This window comes from Priestia sp. SRI_019, from assembly GCF_057586255.1.
In genome coordinates this window covers 1,032,842-1,051,982 of the sequence record NZ_JBYCZN010000001.1, presented here as the reverse complement: position 1 = coordinate 1,051,982, position 19,141 = coordinate 1,032,842, and the positions used below count along the sequence as shown (strand labels likewise).

Genomic DNA, 19,141 nt, shown 5'->3' with positions numbered 1-19,141 from the left:
AAAGCTAAGAGTTATGCATAGACTGACTCTTTCTATACTCAACTCTTAGCTTTTAGACTTATCTTTTTATTTCTTTATATATTGTCTCTACTGGATAATCGCTAAAACGGCTCATCCACTCTTTTACTGTGAGTGTGATACGATCTCGATATGCGGGATTATTCGTATAGAATTTTACTTTGTCACTGTCAACAATTAACGCTACATAATAATAACCTTGCTTATCATACTCAATGATCCCTTCCATAAGCGTATACAAACCGGTTACTCCACCTGATAGCGCTGTCGCTCCTAAGTCGTCTAAATCTTTTTCTTCATGGACGATTTGAAAGTTATCAACAAGCGTTTCGTAGTCATTTCCTACAAGTTTTTTCACATTTTCATCCTGTTCACTTGGAAGGATATCGAGTTCTGATAAGGTCTTCGTATGTTCTGTGATCTTTCCTTTTTTATACGTGCCGTCAAAAGAAACATTTAACCCGCCGTAATAGGAACAGCCTGCAGTAGCATCAATTTTGATTTCTTTTTGATTTAACGTGAAGTTTAGTATGCATTCCGTAGCTTCTTCCGTGTCTTTATAAATCGCTTTATTTCCTTCCACCTCTGCTTTTCCTTCTATTCCTCCTGCATTCGCACCGTATACTGCACCTAGTGTAAAATCAAAAGAGCCGCTTGTTGAATTAGTGATAGTTAATCCTGCTTCTTGATGATGAATATCTCTTGACCATTCTCCGTCATAGTTTCCGCTGTTTTGCGTCGATGGTGCTGATGCTTTGATTGAAGCAGTGTTCCCTGCATTAGAGATATCCTTTAAGCGTAATTGATCGCCCGACCATACGGCTGAATATACCCAATCATACTCCTTTATCGTTTCTGAACCATTAGGCTGAACAATCATAATCACTTCATGAGTTTGGATATCATAAGCAGAGCCTGCTTTTTTAAAGTCAACCACTTCATAATCTACTACTCTTTCTTGAATTCCTTTGCCATGTAAATGACTAATTAAAGACTGCTGATCTTTATAAAGAGAACTTCCTTTCACCAGATAGCTGTTTACTTCTTTAAAAGAACCGTTGTTAATTCCTTTTATTAAACCTTGCAAATATGACTTGATTAATACATTAGCCGTTTGTTTTGTAGGGGTGGATACGTTGATTTCATCTTTAGCAGAAGCTGTAGTACTTGTTGAAGGAGTGCTTGACTTTTGATGGTTGCCCTTTTCCTTATCATCATTTTGCTCCGATGAGTGAATAGCGCTTTCTTTTTGTTCAGGATGTTGAACACTTGAAGTGATGCTTTCTTTTTCGTCGCGGGAAGATACCTCATTTTGCTGACAGCCGCTTATAAGTAAACTAACCAACAGCAGAATACTAATCACACTGACGCTTATAGTGGAACGTTTCATGACTTCTCCTCTTTTCTTCTCTAGTTACACAGAACGATTTATTAACACTACAATTATACTAAAATAAAACACTATTTCCATATCTATCAAAATAATTGTAAATAATTTGAATATGTGATTATAATAAGATACTTTGCATAGAGGAGGCTGATTTAGTTGAAGATCTCAACAGGAGCTGAATTTTACGATAATGACGAGACGTTTTTGGCCTATACAAAACGCCGGCAGCAAAAAGAAAATGCCAACGATACGATTGAAAAACCGGCTATTTTACAGCTTCTAGGTGATGTTGCACATGCAAACGTTTTAGACTTAGGGTGCGGAAACGCTGGATTTGGCGCGGAGCTTCTTGCAAAAGGGTGTTTCTCTTATACGGGAGTAGACGGCTCTATTAATATGATAAACGCGGCTCAGCAACAGCTTTCAAACTATCCAAATGCAAGAGTGCTTCATGAATCGATGGAGCATTATACTCCACCACGCACAGAATACGATTTGGTTACTGCAAGACTGTCCCTCCACTACGTGGAAGACTTAGCCTCCATTTTCATTAAAGTGAATCAAGCACTCAAACCTGAAGGAAGATTTATTTTTTCTGCGGAACATCCAGTCATTACTTCCACTTTGCAGCCTTCTGCTTTGCGCACAAACTGGACGGTGGATAACTACTTCTCAATGGGATTTCGTCAGCAGCACTGGATGGGCGGATACGTTCAAAAGTATCATCGCACGCTTGAAGAGTACTTTTCTTTGATGCAGCAAAGCGGATTCACCGTTACAAATTTAAAAGAAGCATGTCCTCAAAAAGAACGTTTCGACAGCGCTGAAACTTACGAGCGTCGAATGCGTATTCCGTTGTTTTTACTGATGAGCGGCGTGAAGAACAGATAAATGAAACTTCGTTCACCCTAACTATAAAAAAATCCGAACGCGTTGGATTCCCTATCAAGAATCTCAATTCATCGTTCGGATTTCCCTTCAACTAAACTACTTTTGTCCCAGATTCTTTCCTAACTTTCTTCGTATAAAACCGTTTTTTGTTTAAACTTAGCGTATGTTATTTAGTCACGCTCACGTTATAAAATACAGGGCCTAAGTTAAAATCATAGCCTTTTACTTGTGTAGACACGGCGTTAATATTGACTTTATGGCCAATTAACGTAAACGGAAGCTCATCCCATACGTATTTTTGCGTAGCATCAATAGCTGGTCGTGCATCTTCTACAGAAGCAGCGGCTTTGATTTTATCTAAGTATTTCGTTGACTTTTCAACCGGAGCTCCTCCTGACGTCCAAAAGCCTTGGAAAATGGTTGAACGCGCCGCCCAGTCTACGGGATAAATATCCCATGCTTTAGGATCATTTACTTTATCAGTAAAAGTTGCCCAGTCATACACTTCCAGCTTTACTTTCACACCGATTTTTTCAAGCTCTTGCTGTACAATAACAGCCGTATTGTACTGATCTTGATAATCACGTGACGTTAAAAGACGCAGTTCCTGCCCGCTGTATCCAGCCTTTTTTAAATAGCTTTTTGCTTTCTTTTCATCATGCTGATTGTACTCTTCTTTTCCTGCTTCACTGTAATAGTTCGGAAATTTTTTATTCACAATCGATGAAGTCAGTTCATAATAATCGGAATCGCCATATGAACTTGATAAAATATCTTTTGCATTAATAGCGGCATTTACAGCTTTTCTAGCATTTAAATTGCTAAAGAACCCTTCTTGCGTGTTATAAAATAAACCAATAAATCCGCCTGGAGCCAGCTTGTTTTTAACATTTTGCGTACTTTCAATTTGAGCTGCATTGTCGCTTGAAATACCTAATGCAATGTCAAACTGTCCGGCTGTAATGCCTGAAATTCTAGTAGATTCATCGCTTAAAAAGCTAATTTTAGTTTCATCTACGTGAGGAGTCTTTTTGATTTTGCGTCCTTTCGAAGAATAATCTTTAAATCTTTCTAACGTGATATATTGATTCTTCTTCCATTCTTTCACTTTAAATGGACCTGTGCCAACGAACTCAGTAGCTCCTTCAGCAGGTGCTTTTTCGATGATTTCTTTTGGAAAAATAGCGGCCGCCGGAATCGGGTCTGCTAGCAGGGCCAGCGTATTCACATTCGGTGTGTTCAAATGAAGCTCAACCGTGTAGTCTCCCGTTTTTTTGACTTGTGCACCAACAAAGTTTGTTTTGCCAAGTGAAGACAGCTTAATCCAGCGGTTAATCGAAGCTTCTACATCGTCTGCTGTCATTTCTTTTCCATTATGAAACTTTACGCCTTTTCGCAGCTGAAACGTGTAGACTTTTTTATCATCGCTGATATCAATTTTTTCTGCTAAATCAGGCTCTACATTACCTTTACTATCAAAAATAACAAGTCCTTCGTAAATATTTCGCGCCGCATCTTTAACCGAAGAATTCCCAGTAATCTGAGGATCTAAAGTTGTTGGCTCGCTTTGAAACGCAATGTTTAGCGTACCTCCGTCTTTTCGAGCGGCACTGGTACTTTTATTCTCTGAGCTTGCTTGATTATTACTGCACCCGGCAGCAAATAAAGCAATCACAATAAATAATAACCATTTCAACTTAACCTTTTTCAACGTCATTCCCCCAATAGTTAAAATCGCTTTTTGAAAACCTACTATTTTCGTAAGGTTAGTAGGAATATAAACCATCCTACCACCTTTCCATTTGTTTGTGAAATTAGCAAAATTAAACTGTTTCTTTGCAATTACTGATTCAATTTATCTTGTTTCAATTCTTAATTCTTAGTATGTTTATAAGTAAAGTATTTTATCTAAAGGAGGATATTATGAACTCTGCCATCCGTCTTCATACTAAAGAACATATTGCAACGATTGAACACTACAAGCAAGCTTTATCTCTTCTATCATGGGACGCAAAAACATCCGCTCCTCTTAATAGCCAAAAGCAGCATGCAACCATTCAAGGCACGCTTTCAAAAGAGCTTTACCTGCTGCAAACAGATCCAGCCTTCGCAAAAGAATTGCAGCATCTTCAAGAACACAATCTAAATCAACTACAGCAAAAACAAGTACAGCACTATTGGAACATCTATCAAAAACTTTCCGCTGTACCACTGGAAGACTATCATCAATTTTCCGTTTTAAAAGCTTCTACTCATGCTCTTTGGTCACAGGCTAGAGAGCAAAATGAATTTAAGCTTGTCGAAGACAACCTGCAGCAGCTGATTCATACGCATAAAAGATTTGCGGATTACCGTAATCCTCACCTCGCTCCTTACGAACAGCTTTTAGAAGAATATGAGCCCGACGTTTCTAATGAAACCATCGATTCGCTTTTTCAACAAATTAAAGATGCTATTCTTCCTTTGCTGACAAAAATTAAACGCTCTTCGGTTACACATGATACATCATTTATCAGCAAGCCGTTTTCAATCGAAAATCAGCAGAAGCTCGGAAAACACCTTCTCACTGCTATTGGCTATAACTTTAAGTCTGGCCAAATCGGTATCACGACCCACCCGTTCAGTGCAGGCATTCACTCGCAAGACGCACGGCTTGCAGTAAGATACGACGAACACAATGTAAAACTGGCAGCTTTTATGTTTTTACATGAAGGCGGACATTCTATCTATAACCAGCAAATTAGCTCTGACTTGCTTGACACAGGGTTAGGCGCGTACACGTCTATGGGACTGCATGAATCTCAGTCTCTTTTTTGGGAACGTATCATTGGAAAACACGAAGGCTTCTGGAGAAATCACGCTCACTTATTCAAAGAGTTAGAACCTGCGATCTACGGTGATATTTCATTTGAAACTCTTTACTTTGCTTTAAATGAAGTCACACCTTCTCTCATTCGTTTGCAAGCAGATGATCTTACCTATCTGCTGCATATTATCATTCGCTACGAGCTAGAAAGAGATTTATTCGCTGACAAGCTTCGCGTCTCGGACCTTCCTTCCGCATGGAATGCAAAATATGAAGCGTACTTAGGAATCAAACCAAAAACAGACCGTGACGGGGTATTACAGGACGGTCCCTGGTACGGTGGAGCGTTTGGCTACTTCCCTTCCTACAATCTAGGCTTTATTTATGCAGCTCAGCTAAGAGAATCCATAATCAAAGACCATCCTGACTTTGATGAAATCATTTCGAGTCAAAATCTATCGCTTATAGCAGACTGGCAAAAACAGCATATCCACCAGTATGGAAAACTAAAAACGCCAAAAGAGATCTTAACGAGCCTTTCTATAGGTAGAATTGATGCTCAGCCGTTAATTAATTATTTGACGAAAAAATATGAAGGGTTATACAAACTTTAAATTTGCCATCAAAAAAAGCATCAAAGCCTTTTGTTAGAGAAACAAAAGCTTTGATGCTTTTTTAAAGAAAGATTTACTTAGCGTTTGTGCTAATATAATGTTTAATTACTTCATAAACATAGTCTTGGCAAGCTGCTGCTGTGTTTGGATTATATTTTCCACCGTTTACTTTGTTGTTAGATAGCACTCTGATACCTAAGAATGGAACGTCATAGCTTCCTGCGATTTGTGCTGCCGCCGCGCCTTCCATTTCTTCTACAGACGTGCCGTACTTAGTATGGAACCACTTAATTCGATCCACTTCGTTATTCCACGTGTCCGCTGATCCTATCGTTCCTTCAACCACTTTTCCTTTTTTATATGTATCTTTTACTGCATTTGCAGCCGCCAGTAACTTCTTATCTCCTTCATAATAGCGAGCTTTTTCAGCATCAGGATCTTCTCCAGCACTTCCTTCAGAAGCCATTAAATCCATGGGCTTCCAAGCAGCAGGGTCCATTCCTTCGCCTTCTTTTTTATCTTCTGTTTTTAAAGAGCCTATATTCGTTGTTCGCTTTCCTAACACAATATCAAACACGTTCAGATTTTCATCATGTCCGCCTGATGTTCCTTGATTGATAATTGCTCTAGGATGGTATTTTTCTATAGCTATCGCTGTAGCAGCTGCCGTGTTTTCCATTCCTTTTCCCGTTTTAACTACGATGACTGGATAATTATCAACAGTTCCTTTGTAAAAAACAAAATTCCCTGACTTTTCTTCTTTTACATTTTCTAATTTTTTAGCGAATTTCTGCGCTTCTATCGGCATCGGCCCTTGAACAATAATAGGCTTCTGCTTCTGTTTATCTCCGGCTTCCTTTTTTGAAGCTGAATTACACCCGGCAAGTACAGATAGTAATAGAATCATACTAATCCCCAATAAAATTCCTGATTTTAACACCTTGTTTTTCATAGATTATTACTTTCACTCCATTTCGTTTTGCTGTTTCATACACTCGATGATTGGACAAAAGAAAAAACCTAGAACACTTTTGATTTTCTAAGCTTTTTAGAGTCAAAGTATAAGAAGTTAAGCACGGAATAACATTTATATACTGATAAACCGAACATTTTTACACTTTAACCCGTAGTCCAGTTCTTTGAATGGGAACCAGGTAGAGACACTCAGACCATATTTCCAAGCATATACGAGCAATATTTTTCACTTTTTAAATGTATCAAATACAAAATGGTTATTCAATAAAAAACGAATATTTTAATTAAAAAATCGTTAAAATGTTCGTTTTTATGATTGAAAGCCACTTAATCTTTTGTCAATTTCTACCTCAATACAAAAAAAGTGTCTCAAAACCGAAACTTCGAGACACTTTTTATACTTACTGAAAACCCATATTTATCGTTCTGCCTTCACTTCACGTTAAGTGGAAGCGGTGCATGAGGAGCTACAAGCTTCTGTTCACGCATTTCTTCCCAGAAGGCTGCCGGAATTACTGTGTTTAATGCCGCTTTGTCTTCGGCAATACGCTCTGGACGACTAGCACCGGGAATAACAGCAGCAACCGCTGGATTAGCCAGTGAAAACTGGACAGCAGCAGCCTTAATGCTGATCTGATGACGATCTGCAATAGCTTTAATTTTTTCTACTTTTGCCATAATGTCCGAAGATGCTTTTTGATATTCAAAGTGCGTACCTCCAGCAAGAACGCCTGAGCTGTATGGTCCGCCGACAACAATGTCCATATTATGCTTTACGGCTTCGGGCATTACTCGCTGCAGCGCACGCTCATGATCTAATAACGTGTAACGGCCAGCTAGCAACGATACATCCGGCTTTGCTTCTTCCAGCTCCAGCATGATTTCAATTGGCTCTACTCGGTTTACTCCAAGTCCCCATCCTTTAATAACTCCTTCTTCACGCAAGCGTGTAAGCACACGAAATGCGCCCGTTCGAGCAGACTCAAATTGTCCTACCCACTCATCTCCATAAAAATCTTGCGCGACATCATGAATATACACGAAGTCCAAGCGATCTGTTTTTAAACGGTTTAAGCTTTGCTCGATCGAACGAAGAGTTGCATCCGCACTGTAGTCATTGATAATTTTATTTTTACGGCCAAATTCAAAAAGTCCGCCTTTTTCTCCCATATCACGTGAAGATGTGTCTTCTAGTTCATCTGAAATAACGCGACCTACTTTTGTACTTAGCACATACTCATCGCGATTTCTTTTTGATAGTGCTTCACCAAGGCGCATCTCCGCTAAACCAGCTCCGTAAAGAGGGGCTGCGTCAAAGTAGCGAATTCCGCTTTCCCAAGCAGCATCGACCGTTGCGATGGCCTCTTCTTCTGGAATATTACGATACATATTGCCCAGTGGTGCCGTTCCAAACCCTAGTTTTCCTTGCAGTATTTCTCTCATATTCATAAAACCTCCTGAAATTTGTGTTAACTCTATTTTAGAAATTTGTCAGTATGAGGGTAAACCCAATGACTGATCTATTCATTAAATGTGATTATTATCCCCTGACAAAATTTATTATGAAGCATATACACAATAAAAAAAAGTACGCACTTCAAAGTAATATGGGAACTAAAAAGTAACCTACTAAGGAGCAAATGAGCTTTTCAGACTCTCCTTTTATTTATGTACTTTCTACTTCTTACTCATGCAAACAAACATTGTGCATACAATAAGCAGAAAGCTACTTTATAAATGAGGTGAGATTCTTGAGAGATGAATACTTCAAAAAAATTGAAGATAAGCTCGATAAGCTTGATGAAATGGATGATTCCACAATGAAAGAAGAACAAAAAGATGAGTATTTTCAAAGTTTGCTAGATGATATGGATGATTTGTTAAAAGACATGCGCCAGAGAGAAAAAGACTCCGACCATCTTGTCAGTGAACATATGAAAACGGTTAATGACATATTTGATAACGCAATCAAAAACTTAAAAAAAGACAGAAATTAGCGTTACCATGCTTCTACTTCTTTTGAATATACTGATTTTTCTGTTTTTTAAATATAAAAACATAGTATTTCATATATAAAAATGGTATTTTCAGTATACGCAAACTGTAGGAGTGAAAAAAGGAATGGAAAACAGTCACTTTAAAGAACAAGTAAAAACGAAGGAAGAGCTTCGCCGTATAGTCGGAGCGCCTAACAAATTGGCGCATCAAAAAATAATTTCTTATTTAGATCGACACTGCCGGGAATTTATTAAACATTCCCCTTTTGTTATCATCGCTACAGCTGATTATAAAGGAATTTGCGACAGTTCTCCGCGGGGGGATCACCCTGGTTTTGTACAAGTCGTCGATGAGAAGAGACTATTGATTCCAGAGAGGCGCGGCAATCAAAAAGTAGATTCATTGGAAAATATTTTATCTAATCCTCAAATAGGGCTGCTTTTTTTAATTCCAGGCATAGAAGAAACGCTGCGGATTAACGGCAAAGCTTGCATTGTAAAAGAAAAAGCGCTGCTTGAAATAATGGCGGTTCACAATAAAACTCCGCTGCTCGCTATCGGCGTTGAAGTACAAGAATGCTTTCTCCACTGCAGCAAAGCATTCAAGCGATCAAAGCTGTGGGATCCAGAATCTTGGGAAAGAGTCGAAACGCTTCCTTCCGCAGCTAAAATTGTCGCAGAACACGCAGGCTTTTCCACCCTAGAAAGCCGCAACAATCCCGAAGAAAGCAAAACTCAGCACCTCTATGAAAAAAAGCCGCTATAATGCGGCTTTTGTCATTTTACCATCAGAAACAGTATACCTCCGGCAATGATTAGAACTGGTAACAAAGCAAGAAGCAGGCCTTTTTTCGAACTTCCTATGTATTCATGATCACCATAGGCGCGGCCTGTTCTAAAATCTACTTTCACCTGAGATTCTTCTTTTTTATGTTCTTTTTTCATCCTCTTTGCCTCCTAGCGGCAGTTGGGCGTCAATTTGCTTAATATGATGCTCTAAATGAGCAATATAATCTTTAGCCAACCACTGGAGCGAAACGAAGTTTCCATCTTCTAATTTGAATTGATACATATGCTTTTCTGTTGGTATATGCGAAAGAACGGAAGCAATTTGCTTATTTAAACTGCGCCATAGGGCAACTATTTCTTCCATGGGCGTAGCTTGATAGTGCTGCAGTTCTACCCATTCATCTTGTTTGTAAGGCGTCAGGACCAAAGGTATTTTTTCATGCTGCACATTGATAAACCGCTGCAAATTGTGAATGGCTGAGTCACATAAGTGCCCCACAATTTCTTTCGGTGACCACTTCTTAGGAGCAGGACGGTTTGACGCCGCTGCTTCAGAGAATACTTCAAGCTTTTTAGGAAGCTTTATCACCCATTCATTTAACTGAACAATCGTCGTTTCCATGTTCATTTCTCCTTTAAGCACGCTTTTTCAAAAACCTTCCCCATATAATATTCATCGACTGATTTTTCATCTACAACGAGTGAACATACTTTTTTCCCTTCTATTTCGAAACCCATTTTTTTATACAGCGAAATGGCCGGTTCATTGTGGGTCATCACCGTTAGCTCCACTCGTTTAATGCCGCTCTGCGCTGCCCATCTCTCCATTTCTTTAAACAACGAAGTGCCGATGCCCCGGTTTCCGTAAGATTGAAGCACGCCAACAGCTAAGTATGCGCTGTGTTTTTTTCGGTTAACGCTTCCGCCAATCACAGATAGATGTCCGACGAGCTGGCCGTCTTGTTCCGCCACTAATATGGTCGAGTTCGGCATCTTTAAAAAAGTTATAATCATTTTTTTCTGCTGTTCAAGCGTAGTCGCACGCTCATTTTCCTCGTACAGCATATATGCTGTTTCTTTATCAAGCTCTTTATTTAACGCTAAAAAAGCGGCTGCATCGGAAGCTGAAATTTCTCGAATCACGTTTACCCCTACTTTCGTCAAGAGTAGTTAACTAGAAAAGAACGTTAATAAACGGATGATATCCTTATACACGTGCTGAACGTTTTCCAAGAAAAGCAGTGAAGATAAAACATATACTAAAAGCGACGGCTGAAACGAAAAAGCCAAGCATCCACCCTAAAGCTCGCATAAACGTATCTTCATTGGGATACAGAGGCTTAACGCTTAGCCACTGGATCACCATAATCAATGCCACTATCAAGTAAAAGCTGCTTCCTGTTAAAGCCATTTTAAGACGGTTTTTAAATGACCCTGTCCATGCTGCACTAAAGGCGCTCCACGTGAAAATACTTACAATCGTCGCTAAAAACATAAGAACAATATGTAGATAAGGGATATTTGTAAACATAAGAAGATAGAGTAAAAATATTGTAGTACCAAAATATAAAGCATTAATGCCAAACAAATAGCCTCCGCTCAGCCAGTGATTTTGAAACCACTTTTTCTTGCTGAGACGTTCTACCACTCCGCTCGGCACCCACAGCGTACGTGAAAAAATAATCATCGCCAGCACAAGTATCATGCCGACCAAAAAGAGTGTTGACACTTTTTCATCAACCTTTCTATTCAAAGTAAATATGGTTAATTATACTATTAATAACAAAATTAAACTATCGTTTTCTTTACTAATGAAGAGGCTGAGACAAACGTATTTTAGTGGTAGGGAAATTTGAACGATGCATTGAGATTCTTGGTAGAGAATTAAATTCGTTCGGATTTTTTATGGATAGGCTGAATGTAAGTTTTATGTAGGTAGCTGCTTCTAGCTGTTGATTGGAGGGAAAGGCGAAGACTCCTGCGGGAAAAGCGGAATAGGTGAGACCCCGCAGAAGCGTAAGCGACGAGGAGGCTCACCGGCCGCCCGCGGAAAGCGAAGCCTTGCACGGAAATTAACAGCGGTGTCACAAGCAATTCATATGAGCTCATTTATCCTATTTGCTCGTCTTTCAATGGGATTAATTTAGATATGTCTTAATCTCTATTTACATTCTTCCTCCGGTAAACGGATTGATTTCCCCTGTTAAATCACGTCCTGCTTTCTTTTCTTCGTGTGCGATGCGCTTGCCAATCGCAATTTTATTCCAAATTAGCGGCACCCAAATACACGCTCCGAACAAAATCATTCAAAAAAGTTCTCCCATTTCTTCCATCCTTTCATTTTCTGCTTTTATTTTGAAGACAATAAGAAACGCGTATACGCCTTTTACTCTTTGTTTGAATCACTCATATCATATGAAAAGAAATAAACCAGGATTGATAAAGCCATTCCGTACACGGTCCAAGCCGCTAGTAAAATGACGTACTGATGATTGATAAAAAAGACTCCGCTTGAAATCAGCAGCAGGATAAAACTAATCCATTTTACTTTTTTCATTACTCTATCCCCTTTACTTAACCTTTTACAGTAAGTTTCTTATTATCTACTTGTTACTACGGACAAACTGTATAAAAGTTCCATATTTTTTTAAATAAACGGAAAATAATTTGATAAAACGTTCAACTATCGATTATCATATACCTTAAAGTAAGCTTTACGATTCATAAGTGGGAGTGAACAATCTTGTCTTATAGCATGAAAGAAATGAATGAAAAAACCGGGCTTTCCGCACCGACTTTACGCTACTATGAAAAAGAAGGAATTCTTCCTTTTGTAGAGCGTGATGAAAATGGAAAGCGCCTCTATAATGATACGAATATTGAATGGATCCGTTTTATTTTGGCTCTGCGCTCAACAGGCATGCCGCTTGCAGAAATCAAGCGCTATGTAGAGCTCTATAAACAAGGCGAAAGCACGATTAAAGAACGAAAAAACATGATGCTTCAGCACAAAGAAGCGGTGGAAGAAGAAATGGCCAAAACTTTTAAATACCTTGAACAAATCAACTATAAGCTCGCTTTGTACGACTCACTAGAAGCAAAATTAACGCAAAAGGAAATTAAAATTTAAACACAAAAATCCGCAGGTGCACCTGCGGACTTTTTATTAATACAGTGAATTCACGGTATTCAACAGCTCCTCTGACCATGTCCAATCGCTGATTTCAACCGCATCTGTTACGTGGTGCAATTTACTAGCTCCGATAATGCTTGATGTTACAGCGGGCTGATTCAATACCCATGAAAGAGCAAACTGAGACAAGCTTACTTCATTTGTTTCTGCTAACTTGCGATACTGCTCCACCAGCTGAAAGTTTTGGTCTGTAAAGTAGTTTCGCAGCAGCTTTTCACCATGCGCAGCGCGGCTTTCTGGCGGCACGTCATTTGATGTTTTATATTTTCCTCAAAGCATGCCGCGCGCTAACGGACTGTATACCATAACGCCTACACCTTCAGATTGACTAAACGGCAGCAGCTCTTGTTCAATTTCACGAGAGAGAAGATTGTACTGAGGCTGAGCGGAAATAAATTTTTCAAGATTCATTTTGTCACTAATATGATGAGACTTTGCAATTTGCCACGCGGCATAATTGGAGCAGCCAATATAACGAACTTTGCCTTGACGAACTAAATCATAGAGCGCGCGAAGCGTTTCTTCCATAGGTGTATGGTGATCAAAAAGATGAACTTGATAAAGATCAATGTAGTCCGTCTGCAGTCGTCGCAGCTGATTATCCACTTCTCTCATAATATGTGTGCGTGAAAGACCTTTATCATTTTTGCCTTTTCCTACGGCAATGCCGACTTTTGTTGCAAGCACAACATCATCTCGTTTTCCTTTTAACGCACGTCCAATAATTTCTTCCGATTCCCCTGTGCCATATCTAAACTCTTCATCCTGCCCTTTTCCGTAATAGTTGGCTGTGTCAATGAAGTTAATGCCGTTTTCAATGGCGCTATGTAAAATAGCTGCCGACGCTTTTTCGTCAATCCATCGTCCAAACGCCATTGTGCCTAGACATAAATTTGATACTTCCAGACCTGTTGTTCCAAGCTTTCGATATTGCATCGATACCCTCTCCTTTTTATGGCTGTCTTCACTCTCACTCTTTCTTATCATACATCTTAACGTCCACTTTAAGACAAGCCTTAAGCTTGCGTGCATACATAAAAAACTGCTAGGAACAGGCAGTGCTTCTAGCAGTTTTTGGGTTCATTTCCGCTTATTTTTTGTAATTCGCTTCTTAAGTAGACATAATATGGTAAGATAAATCATAGCTTACTCGTTATCGAAACTACATTAAGCTGACGCTGTTAAAATAACGGCGATTCCATTAAAACAAGCGTGAATGATCATACTTGGAAGCAGCGACTTTGTTTTTTCGTACACCCACGCGCACACGATACCTGATAAAAAGTTAACGGGCAAGGTATTGTACGTTGGAATATGCACCAGCATAAAGATAAACGAACTTCCCGCCAATGCAAACACAATTCCTCCTTTACGTTTCAGCCATGTATAAAAAAATCCTCGGTAGATAATCTCTTCATAAAAAGGTGAGATTACAGCGGCTGAAACAAAAGCAAGTATAAATGAAAACAGCGACAGGTCATGCTGTAAACTGGCTGTTTTTTTATTTTCATACGTCATACCAAACCATTCCATTAGCACAACAATTGCCACACTTCCTAAGATCAGCACAAAAAGCCAAAAAAGAATGCGCGGCCAGTGCCGTTTTGAAAACGATTGAAAACCAATTTTTCTATCACCAGTCTGAACCATCAGTCCATACAGAGCTGATAAAAACACAGCTGCCATAACAAACCCAGTAGCTGTTCCAGCATAAAGATCATTTTTAAACAGGGAATGCAAAGCATCCTGCAATATGCCTTCAATTAAAATAGGCACACCAACAAACGTGACGACCAGCATAATTACGAATGATTTTATGGTCCATAATCCTTGATTTTTTTGTTTCAATTTACTTCGCCTCCCTTTTACATATATTCAGTGTAAAAGGTGACGTAACGTTACCTGCAAGCATTTTTTTGGAGGGATTAAACATGATTTATTTTTCTACGGGGCAAGCCGCTAAAAAATTAGGCCTCACGGTGCGTACGCTTCGTTACTACGATCAAATTGGCTTGCTTCATCCATCGTCAAAATCAGAAAATGGAAAGCGCTCTTACTCAGAAACGGACTTAGTCACACTAGAGAAAATTACCCTTTTAAAAAACTTAGCCGTTCCTTTGCGAGATATTGAACTTATTCTTCATCAAGTAAGTATTGATAAACTTCTAGGGATTCATCAGCAAAAACTTCAGCAAAAAGCTTCAGAAATTCAGCGAGCTTTAGAACACACCCACACGCTTCGCAACAGTATAAAAATAGAAGGTGAATTAAACTGGAAGCAGCTCCTTCCTTTAGTTGACAATGAAACTAATGCCAAGAGCAGCTGGACTGATCTGCTTTCGCTTTCATTAGAAGAAAGCAAGATTCTGCAGCATGATTTGCCTAAAATGGAGAATGCGAGTGCCGATAAATGGATTAGCATGATAAAGCGAATTCAGCTTTGCTTAAAGCATCAGCGTGCACCTCAATCTGAAGATGGGCAGCTGATTGCAGCAGATATTCTGCTTTTATCAGCTGAACTATTTGGGCAGCATACCGCTTTAGAAGAAACTTTTTGGGATATTCGCAAATCTCCTGAGGCATCAAGTTCACTTAATCTCTACCCTATTGACAGCGAAGTCCTTCAATTTATTGAAGATGCGATTATTTTTTACGAACAACACGTAAAGGAATGAAGGTATTGAGAAAAGAAAAGCTGTTTGCTAATTTTTCTTATAAAAGATTATTTATTTCAAGCACCGCAGCAAGCTTCGGAGATTTATTTGATATGTTTGCGGTGATAACGCTTTTTACATACGTGTGGCACGCAAATTCCCTCTGGATTACGCTTATTCCTGTCGCGTACGCTTTGCCTAGCATCCTGCTAAGTCAAGCAGCAGGAAATTTAGCGGACCGCTATGATAAAGTACAGCTGATGTTTTTGTCTGAACTAGTCCGTCTTCTGTTCACATGTCTGTTATTTTTCACAAATGAACCGCTTTTGGCACTAACGGTGCTGACGCTGCGCTCGATGAGTTCTGTTATGAAAGTGCCTGCACAGCTGGCTTACGTTCGAGAAGTGGTCAAAGAAGAGCAGCTGCTGCAGGCCTCTACTTTACAAAACATTATGTTTCAAATTGCCAAAGTTGTGGGGCCGTTTCTCGGAGCCGCCGCGCTGACGTTCACAACGCCAAAAGCATGCATTTTAGTTAATGCCGCAGCTTGTATGATTTCTATTGGTGTGCTGTTTTCACTTAAAAAAGCAGGTAAAAACATTCAAGGGCAAGCTGCTCGTTCTTCCCATCAACTGAAAGAAACGTACTCAAACGGCTGGAAAATCGTTTTTCAGCACTCAATCCTTTTACGCGCCGTTATGTTGTTTCACCTTTCGTATTTTGTAGTCATGCTTGTTGACGCTCAAATCAGCATCTTCCTACGAGATGTGCTGCCTCACCATCCGGAAATGCTCGGCTGGCTGCTTTCTGGAATCGGGCTGGGAGCGCTAGTAACAGGAATGTATCTTAATAGAAAAAAACAGGTTCAACATCCATTTAGACTTTTATCACTCGGCCTGCTTCTATTTGGAAGTTCTTTATTTTTCATTAGCTGCTTTAATCCAGCCGTTATGTCACGCTATTTCATTTTGATTGCTGCACCTATTGGAGGGGCCGGAGTTGGGCTTAATTTACTGCTGTTTAACTATATCGTTCAAACCTACAGCGACAAGGAACACCTCGGAAAAGTGTACGGATTCATCAACACCTTAACGAGTGCCGTTTTACTTACTGCTCCTCTTCTTGGAGGCATGATCGTAAAGCTTGCAGGGGCTCAGACGACTTTTTTAACGGCGGCAATCATCGTAGTAGTCGTTGGATTTGTGAGTATGGTGATGCCTCTGCGTGATAAACGGGAAGGAAACGTTCAGATTGACGCATAAAAAAACAGCTTGAGGTTGTACCTCAAGCTGTTTTTTTAGACTTCTGTTCATCAACCACCGGCTACATAAATCAAAGCAGCTAATACGTTCGGTACCGCAACCGTTTTGCATCTTCAACTCGGCTCACCTTGCGCATCTTTTTGGCTGAAAAGAATGTGCCTGTACTTCCTAGCACGATACTGTCAATAAGGTATACCAAAGCTAAAACGAGCGATACTGCCCCCATTGTGCCTGACACAAAATAGAGATAGCTCCACTTCCCTGTAAAAGAAGCAAGAGCAAGAGCAACAACAATCCCGACCATCACGATTCCTGCTATAAATCCTTTTTTAATCAATGCATCCCTCTTCCCTTTCTACTCTTCAAATTTTACCATATACTTCTTTTTTTGTATGACACCTTACATTTTATTCTACTATACTCATATCTTATGGTAAAATTAGTAAGAGAGGTGGTACATATGAAAAAACGTCAAGGAATCACGCTGCTTTTATTTATACTCGGAGCAGCCTCTATTTCTTGTGGGATGGCTTTAAAAAATATCTTTCCTTATTCTCCTGCAGCCGGGTGGATTTTAGGGACACTGCTTTTGCTAGGAAACTCGTTTTATACGAGAAGATACTTACATAGAAGGTCAATTAAGAAGTAAATATCCGCCCCGAGCCGTATATACAAACCTTCATTCGGTTATGGTAAAATAGATAAGCAAAAACTGGATGTAAGGAGATTTTGAGTTTGAAAACAGGATTAATATCTGGCATTATATCTTTAATTATTGTGATTATCATTTCTATTACAGCAGGCAACTGGCAGTATATTTACTATATTTCAGGTCCTCTTGGCATATTACTTACAGCGATTGCACTCGTTACGCTTCTCGACGCATTTCGATTTGAAACAAGAGGTCCTTACTTTACACCCGTCCGGCAGCGAGAGGATACAGAGTGGATGAAACGTTTTATTATTGCAGCTGTTCCTCACTTAGTTGCTTCATGTATTTGTATTTTATTTTTATAGAAACCAAAAAGCCAATGAATGATATTCATTGGCTTTTCTCATTTCTTATATTAAATACCGCGCGACATACCGTAATAATCAATCCGGTAGTCCACAGCTCCTTCTGCAAATACATTTACAGCTGATTTGGAATCTTTTTTCGGGAAAACGCGGGAAGTGAAGACAATTTTGCCGCCGTTTATATAAATTTCGACGATGCTTTTGTCGACAAACACACAAACATCGACTTCATTTGACGCTGTCCATTTTTCAGAGCGAACCACACCGTATTCCGTTGCATATTGATGGTGGAATGAAGAACGGTCGAGTCGCACTTCTTGCTTTTCTGTATCAAACACGAGGCGAAGCTCTTCTTCTTTACTATTAAACAGCTCTAAACCAAACTGTTTGGCCGCTATCTCGCGGAACGTCATATTGATTTCATATGCATTGTTTGTTGCTTCATCAATAATCACTTCTTCATTTTTCAGCGTTCCTCTAAAATGAACCGCTTGATCTCGAAGCTTATTTAACTCTTCTACAGGCTTTTGAACAAGTTCATTTCCTTCAAGCGAAAGCTCACGAGGAAGCGTTAAGGCATGAGCCCATCCATATTCGTCTGACGGATAGTCAACGTCCGGGTTTCCAATCCATGCAAATAGCAAGCGACGTCCGCTTTCATCTTGGAACGTTTGCGGTGCATAAAAGTCAAACCCTTTATCAATTTCACGGTAATACTCCATTTCAAACGTTAAACTTTCCACATCGAATGTTCCCACCGCGTAAATCACATTATAAATATTATGAAAATCGTGGCCATCCGCTTTGATTCCTTGCGGTGAAAAGACAAACACATCTTTTCCGTCCAGTTTAAAGTAATCCGGGCACTCCCACATATAGCCAAAGTCAGGAAGCGATGTTTTAACTTCGCCTTTAAATGACCACTGAAGCGCATCGCTTGATTCATACACAATTAATGCGCCCGTCTCGTTTTCACGCTGAGCGCCTAGCAGCATATAATATGTATCATTTTCTTTCCATACTTTCGGATCGCGCACATGTCCTGTATACCCTTCAGGAACGCCTTGTACCGCTGGATTATTCGTGTATTTTTCTACACTTCCATCCCTGTTTAGCATCGCGATACATTGATTAGCTGAACGTGAGCCGTCTTCGTATTTTACATTCCCCGTATAAAACAGCAGCCCTTGACCATCTTTTTCAATCGCGCCGCCTGAGTATGCGCCGTGCGATTCATATTCTTCCGTTGGCGTTAGGGCAACCGGAAGGCGTTCCCACGTTACTAAATCCGTAGATTTCACATGAGCCCAGTGCTTCATTCCATGCATCGCACCGTACGGATACCACTGATAAAACACGTGATATTCGCCGTTTAATTGAATCAATCCGTTTGGATCATTCATCAGCCCGTACTGTGGATGAATATGATAAATCGGCTGCCAGCTGTCTTTGATTGCTTTGTCTTTTAATGCTTCTAACTCTCCAGATTTTGCTTCTAAAATCGTTCTGTACTTCGATTCGGCCATTTCTTCAAT

Annotated in this window: 23 protein-coding genes, 1 pseudogene and 1 riboswitch; of the genes and pseudogenes, 10 read left to right on the top strand and 14 right to left on the bottom strand. The window is 39.7% G+C overall.

Features of this window, described 5'->3' with window-relative positions; translation table 11 throughout:
• Positions 1–58: 58 nt before the first annotated feature.
• Positions 59–1,408, bottom strand: coding sequence for a TcaA NTF2-like domain-containing protein (locus AC2YJL_RS05385; protein ID WP_195696171.1), 1,350 nt, complete (start codon positions 1,406–1,408; stop codon positions 59–61).
• Between the two features lie 156 nt (positions 1,409–1,564).
• Between AC2YJL_RS05385 and AC2YJL_RS05380 the strand changes: the two genes are divergently transcribed.
• Positions 1,565–2,299 (top strand): class I SAM-dependent DNA methyltransferase, encoded by a 735-nt coding sequence (locus AC2YJL_RS05380; protein WP_230933371.1) that lies wholly within the window; start codon positions 1,565–1,567, stop codon positions 2,297–2,299.
• 166 nt (positions 2,300–2,465) lie between these two features.
• Here the strand turns inward: AC2YJL_RS05380 and AC2YJL_RS05375 are convergent, their stop codons facing one another.
• A complete protein-coding gene (locus AC2YJL_RS05375; protein WP_230933733.1) occupies positions 2,466–4,016 on the bottom strand; it encodes an ABC transporter substrate-binding protein in 1,551 nt (516 codons plus the stop codon).
• 206 nt (positions 4,017–4,222) lie between these two features.
• On the opposite strand from AC2YJL_RS05375, the gene AC2YJL_RS05370 reads away from it, so the two are divergent.
• Positions 4,223–5,719: a carboxypeptidase M32 gene (locus AC2YJL_RS05370; protein WP_487374651.1), complete on the top strand. Its 1,497-nt coding sequence runs from the start codon at positions 4,223–4,225 to the stop codon at positions 5,717–5,719.
• 73 nt (positions 5,720–5,792) lie between these two features.
• Here the strand turns inward: AC2YJL_RS05370 and AC2YJL_RS05365 are convergent, their stop codons facing one another.
• Positions 5,793–6,671 (bottom strand): 5'-methylthioadenosine/S-adenosylhomocysteine nucleosidase, encoded by an 879-nt coding sequence (locus tag AC2YJL_RS05365; RefSeq protein WP_195696168.1) that lies wholly within the window; start codon positions 6,669–6,671, stop codon positions 5,793–5,795.
• 155 nt (positions 6,672–6,826) lie between these two features.
• Positions 6,827–6,930, bottom strand: a riboswitch (purine riboswitch).
• Positions 6,931–7,126: 196 nt separating this feature from the next.
• On the bottom strand, positions 7,127–8,137 hold the full coding sequence (locus AC2YJL_RS05360; RefSeq protein ID WP_195696167.1) for an aldo/keto reductase: 1,011 nt from the start codon (positions 8,135–8,137) through the stop codon (positions 7,127–7,129).
• Positions 8,138–8,445: 308 nt separating this feature from the next.
• Here AC2YJL_RS05360 and AC2YJL_RS05355 point away from each other — a divergent pair, with 308 nt between their 5' ends.
• A complete protein-coding gene (locus tag AC2YJL_RS05355) occupies positions 8,446–8,691 on the top strand; it encodes a hypothetical protein (protein WP_028409779.1) in 246 nt (81 codons plus the stop codon).
• Between the two features lie 124 nt (positions 8,692–8,815).
• Positions 8,816–9,457, top strand: a complete 642-nt coding sequence (locus tag AC2YJL_RS05350) for a pyridoxamine 5'-phosphate oxidase family protein (RefSeq protein ID WP_487374650.1) — start codon at positions 8,816–8,818, stop codon at positions 9,455–9,457.
• 11 nt (positions 9,458–9,468) lie between these two features.
• Here the strand turns inward: AC2YJL_RS05350 and AC2YJL_RS05345 are convergent, their stop codons facing one another.
• The 4 genes from AC2YJL_RS05345 to AC2YJL_RS05330 form a co-directional block, all read right to left on the bottom strand.
• Entirely contained in the window at positions 9,469–9,636 is a 168-nt protein-coding gene (locus tag AC2YJL_RS05345) for a hypothetical protein (RefSeq protein ID WP_195696165.1), read from the bottom strand.
• Positions 9,620–10,102: a DinB family protein gene (locus AC2YJL_RS05340; protein WP_230933375.1), complete on the bottom strand. Its 483-nt coding sequence runs from the start codon at positions 10,100–10,102 to the stop codon at positions 9,620–9,622. The genes AC2YJL_RS05345 and AC2YJL_RS05340 overlap by 17 nt, the downstream gene beginning before the upstream one ends.
• A gap of 2 nt (positions 10,103–10,104) precedes the next feature.
• On the bottom strand, positions 10,105–10,623 hold the full coding sequence (locus tag AC2YJL_RS05335; RefSeq protein WP_487374649.1) for an N-acetyltransferase family protein: 519 nt from the start codon (positions 10,621–10,623) through the stop codon (positions 10,105–10,107).
• A 64-nt stretch (positions 10,624–10,687) separates the two neighbouring features.
• Complete coding sequence (locus AC2YJL_RS05330) at positions 10,688–11,209, bottom strand: hypothetical protein (RefSeq protein ID WP_230933376.1); 522 nt, start codon at positions 11,207–11,209, stop codon at positions 10,688–10,690.
• 223 nt (positions 11,210–11,432) lie between these two features.
• Here AC2YJL_RS05330 and AC2YJL_RS05325 point away from each other — a divergent pair, with 223 nt between their 5' ends.
• Complete coding sequence (locus AC2YJL_RS05325) at positions 11,433–11,627, top strand: hypothetical protein (RefSeq protein ID WP_230933377.1); 195 nt, start codon at positions 11,433–11,435, stop codon at positions 11,625–11,627.
• A gap of 18 nt (positions 11,628–11,645) precedes the next feature.
• Here the strand turns inward: AC2YJL_RS05325 and AC2YJL_RS05320 are convergent, their stop codons facing one another.
• Together AC2YJL_RS05320 and AC2YJL_RS05315 are read right to left on the bottom strand one after the other, a co-directional pair.
• Positions 11,646–11,786, bottom strand: coding sequence for a hypothetical protein (locus tag AC2YJL_RS05320; RefSeq protein ID WP_230933378.1), 141 nt, complete (start codon positions 11,784–11,786; stop codon positions 11,646–11,648).
• Positions 11,787–11,866: 80 nt separating this feature from the next.
• The gene (locus tag AC2YJL_RS05315) at positions 11,867–12,037 is read right to left on the bottom strand and encodes a hypothetical protein (RefSeq protein WP_195696161.1); all 171 of its coding nucleotides are present in this window, start codon (positions 12,035–12,037) and stop codon (positions 11,867–11,869) included.
• Between the two features lie 186 nt (positions 12,038–12,223).
• Here AC2YJL_RS05315 and AC2YJL_RS05310 point away from each other — a divergent pair, with 186 nt between their 5' ends.
• On the top strand, positions 12,224–12,610 hold the full coding sequence (locus AC2YJL_RS05310; protein ID WP_013084526.1) for a MerR family transcriptional regulator: 387 nt from the start codon (positions 12,224–12,226) through the stop codon (positions 12,608–12,610).
• A gap of 36 nt (positions 12,611–12,646) precedes the next feature.
• Here AC2YJL_RS05310 and AC2YJL_RS05305 read toward each other — a convergent pair.
• Positions 12,647–13,609, bottom strand: a pseudogene (locus tag AC2YJL_RS05305) (aldo/keto reductase).
• 231 nt (positions 13,610–13,840) lie between these two features.
• Positions 13,841–14,521: a CPBP family intramembrane glutamic endopeptidase gene (locus AC2YJL_RS05300; RefSeq protein WP_487374648.1), complete on the bottom strand. Its 681-nt coding sequence runs from the start codon at positions 14,519–14,521 to the stop codon at positions 13,841–13,843.
• 83 nt (positions 14,522–14,604) lie between these two features.
• On the opposite strand from AC2YJL_RS05300, the gene AC2YJL_RS05295 reads away from it, so the two are divergent.
• On the top strand, positions 14,605–15,348 hold the full coding sequence (locus AC2YJL_RS05295) for a MerR family transcriptional regulator (protein WP_230933380.1): 744 nt from the start codon (positions 14,605–14,607) through the stop codon (positions 15,346–15,348).
• Positions 15,345–16,589 (top strand): MFS transporter, encoded by a 1,245-nt coding sequence (locus AC2YJL_RS05290; RefSeq protein WP_487374647.1) that lies wholly within the window; start codon positions 15,345–15,347, stop codon positions 16,587–16,589. The genes AC2YJL_RS05295 and AC2YJL_RS05290 overlap by 4 nt, the downstream gene beginning before the upstream one ends.
• 79 nt (positions 16,590–16,668) lie before the next feature.
• Here the strand turns inward: AC2YJL_RS05290 and AC2YJL_RS05285 are convergent, their stop codons facing one another.
• Complete coding sequence (locus AC2YJL_RS05285; protein ID WP_251568499.1) at positions 16,669–16,926, bottom strand: hypothetical protein; 258 nt, start codon at positions 16,924–16,926, stop codon at positions 16,669–16,671.
• A 123-nt stretch (positions 16,927–17,049) separates the two neighbouring features.
• Between AC2YJL_RS05285 and AC2YJL_RS05280 the strand changes: the two genes are divergently transcribed.
• Together AC2YJL_RS05280 and AC2YJL_RS05275 are read left to right on the top strand one after the other, a co-directional pair.
• Positions 17,050–17,238 carry a hypothetical protein gene (locus AC2YJL_RS05280; RefSeq protein WP_251568498.1) on the top strand — a complete coding sequence of 63 codons (189 nt, stop codon included), beginning with the start codon at positions 17,050–17,052 and terminating at the stop codon, positions 17,236–17,238.
• Positions 17,239–17,324: 86 nt separating this feature from the next.
• Positions 17,325–17,606 carry a hypothetical protein gene (locus tag AC2YJL_RS05275; RefSeq protein WP_013058546.1) on the top strand — a complete coding sequence of 94 codons (282 nt, stop codon included), beginning with the start codon at positions 17,325–17,327 and terminating at the stop codon, positions 17,604–17,606.
• A 50-nt stretch (positions 17,607–17,656) separates the two neighbouring features.
• On the opposite strand, the gene AC2YJL_RS05270 is transcribed toward AC2YJL_RS05275, so the two are convergent.
• The gene (locus AC2YJL_RS05270; RefSeq protein WP_251568497.1) at positions 17,657–19,132 is read right to left on the bottom strand and encodes a glycoside hydrolase family 32 protein; all 1,476 of its coding nucleotides are present in this window, start codon (positions 19,130–19,132) and stop codon (positions 17,657–17,659) included.
• Positions 19,133–19,141: the final 9 nt, after the last annotated feature.

What these genes read in the sequence shown, in the direction of transcription:
- AC2YJL_RS05385 (WP_195696171.1), bottom strand. Translation starts at nt 1,408, where the DNA reads ATGAAACGTTCCACTATAAGCGTCAGTGTGATTAGTATTCTGCTGTTG.
- AC2YJL_RS05375 (WP_230933733.1), bottom strand. Translation starts at nt 4,016, where the DNA reads ATGACGTTGAAAAAGGTTAAGTTGAAATGGTTATTATTTATTGTGATT.
- AC2YJL_RS05370 (WP_487374651.1), top strand. Translation starts at nt 4,223, where the DNA reads ATGAACTCTGCCATCCGTCTTCATACTAAAGAACATATTGCAACGATT.
- AC2YJL_RS05365 (WP_195696168.1), bottom strand. Translation starts at nt 6,671, where the DNA reads ATGAAAAACAAGGTGTTAAAATCAGGAATTTTATTGGGGATTAGTATG.
- AC2YJL_RS05360 (WP_195696167.1), bottom strand. Translation starts at nt 8,137, where the DNA reads ATGAGAGAAATACTGCAAGGAAAACTAGGGTTTGGAACGGCACCACTG.
- AC2YJL_RS05350 (WP_487374650.1), top strand. Translation starts at nt 8,816, where the DNA reads ATGGAAAACAGTCACTTTAAAGAACAAGTAAAAACGAAGGAAGAGCTT.
- AC2YJL_RS05345 (WP_195696165.1), bottom strand. Translation starts at nt 9,636, where the DNA reads ATGAAAAAAGAACATAAAAAAGAAGAATCTCAGGTGAAAGTAGATTTT.
- AC2YJL_RS05340 (WP_230933375.1), bottom strand. Translation starts at nt 10,102, where the DNA reads ATGGAAACGACGATTGTTCAGTTAAATGAATGGGTGATAAAGCTTCCT.
- AC2YJL_RS05320 (WP_230933378.1), bottom strand. Translation starts at nt 11,786, where the DNA reads ATGATTTTGTTCGGAGCGTGTATTTGGGTGCCGCTAATTTGGAATAAA.
- AC2YJL_RS05315 (WP_195696161.1), bottom strand. Translation starts at nt 12,037, where the DNA reads ATGAAAAAAGTAAAATGGATTAGTTTTATCCTGCTGCTGATTTCAAGC.
- AC2YJL_RS05295 (WP_230933380.1), top strand. Translation starts at nt 14,605, where the DNA reads ATGATTTATTTTTCTACGGGGCAAGCCGCTAAAAAATTAGGCCTCACG.
- AC2YJL_RS05290 (WP_487374647.1), top strand. Translation starts at nt 15,345, where the DNA reads ATGAAGGTATTGAGAAAAGAAAAGCTGTTTGCTAATTTTTCTTATAAA.
- AC2YJL_RS05280 (WP_251568498.1), top strand. Translation starts at nt 17,050, where the DNA reads ATGAAAAAACGTCAAGGAATCACGCTGCTTTTATTTATACTCGGAGCA.
- AC2YJL_RS05270 (WP_251568497.1), bottom strand. Translation starts at nt 19,132, where the DNA reads ATGGCCGAATCGAAGTACAGAACGATTTTAGAAGCAAAATCTGGAGAG.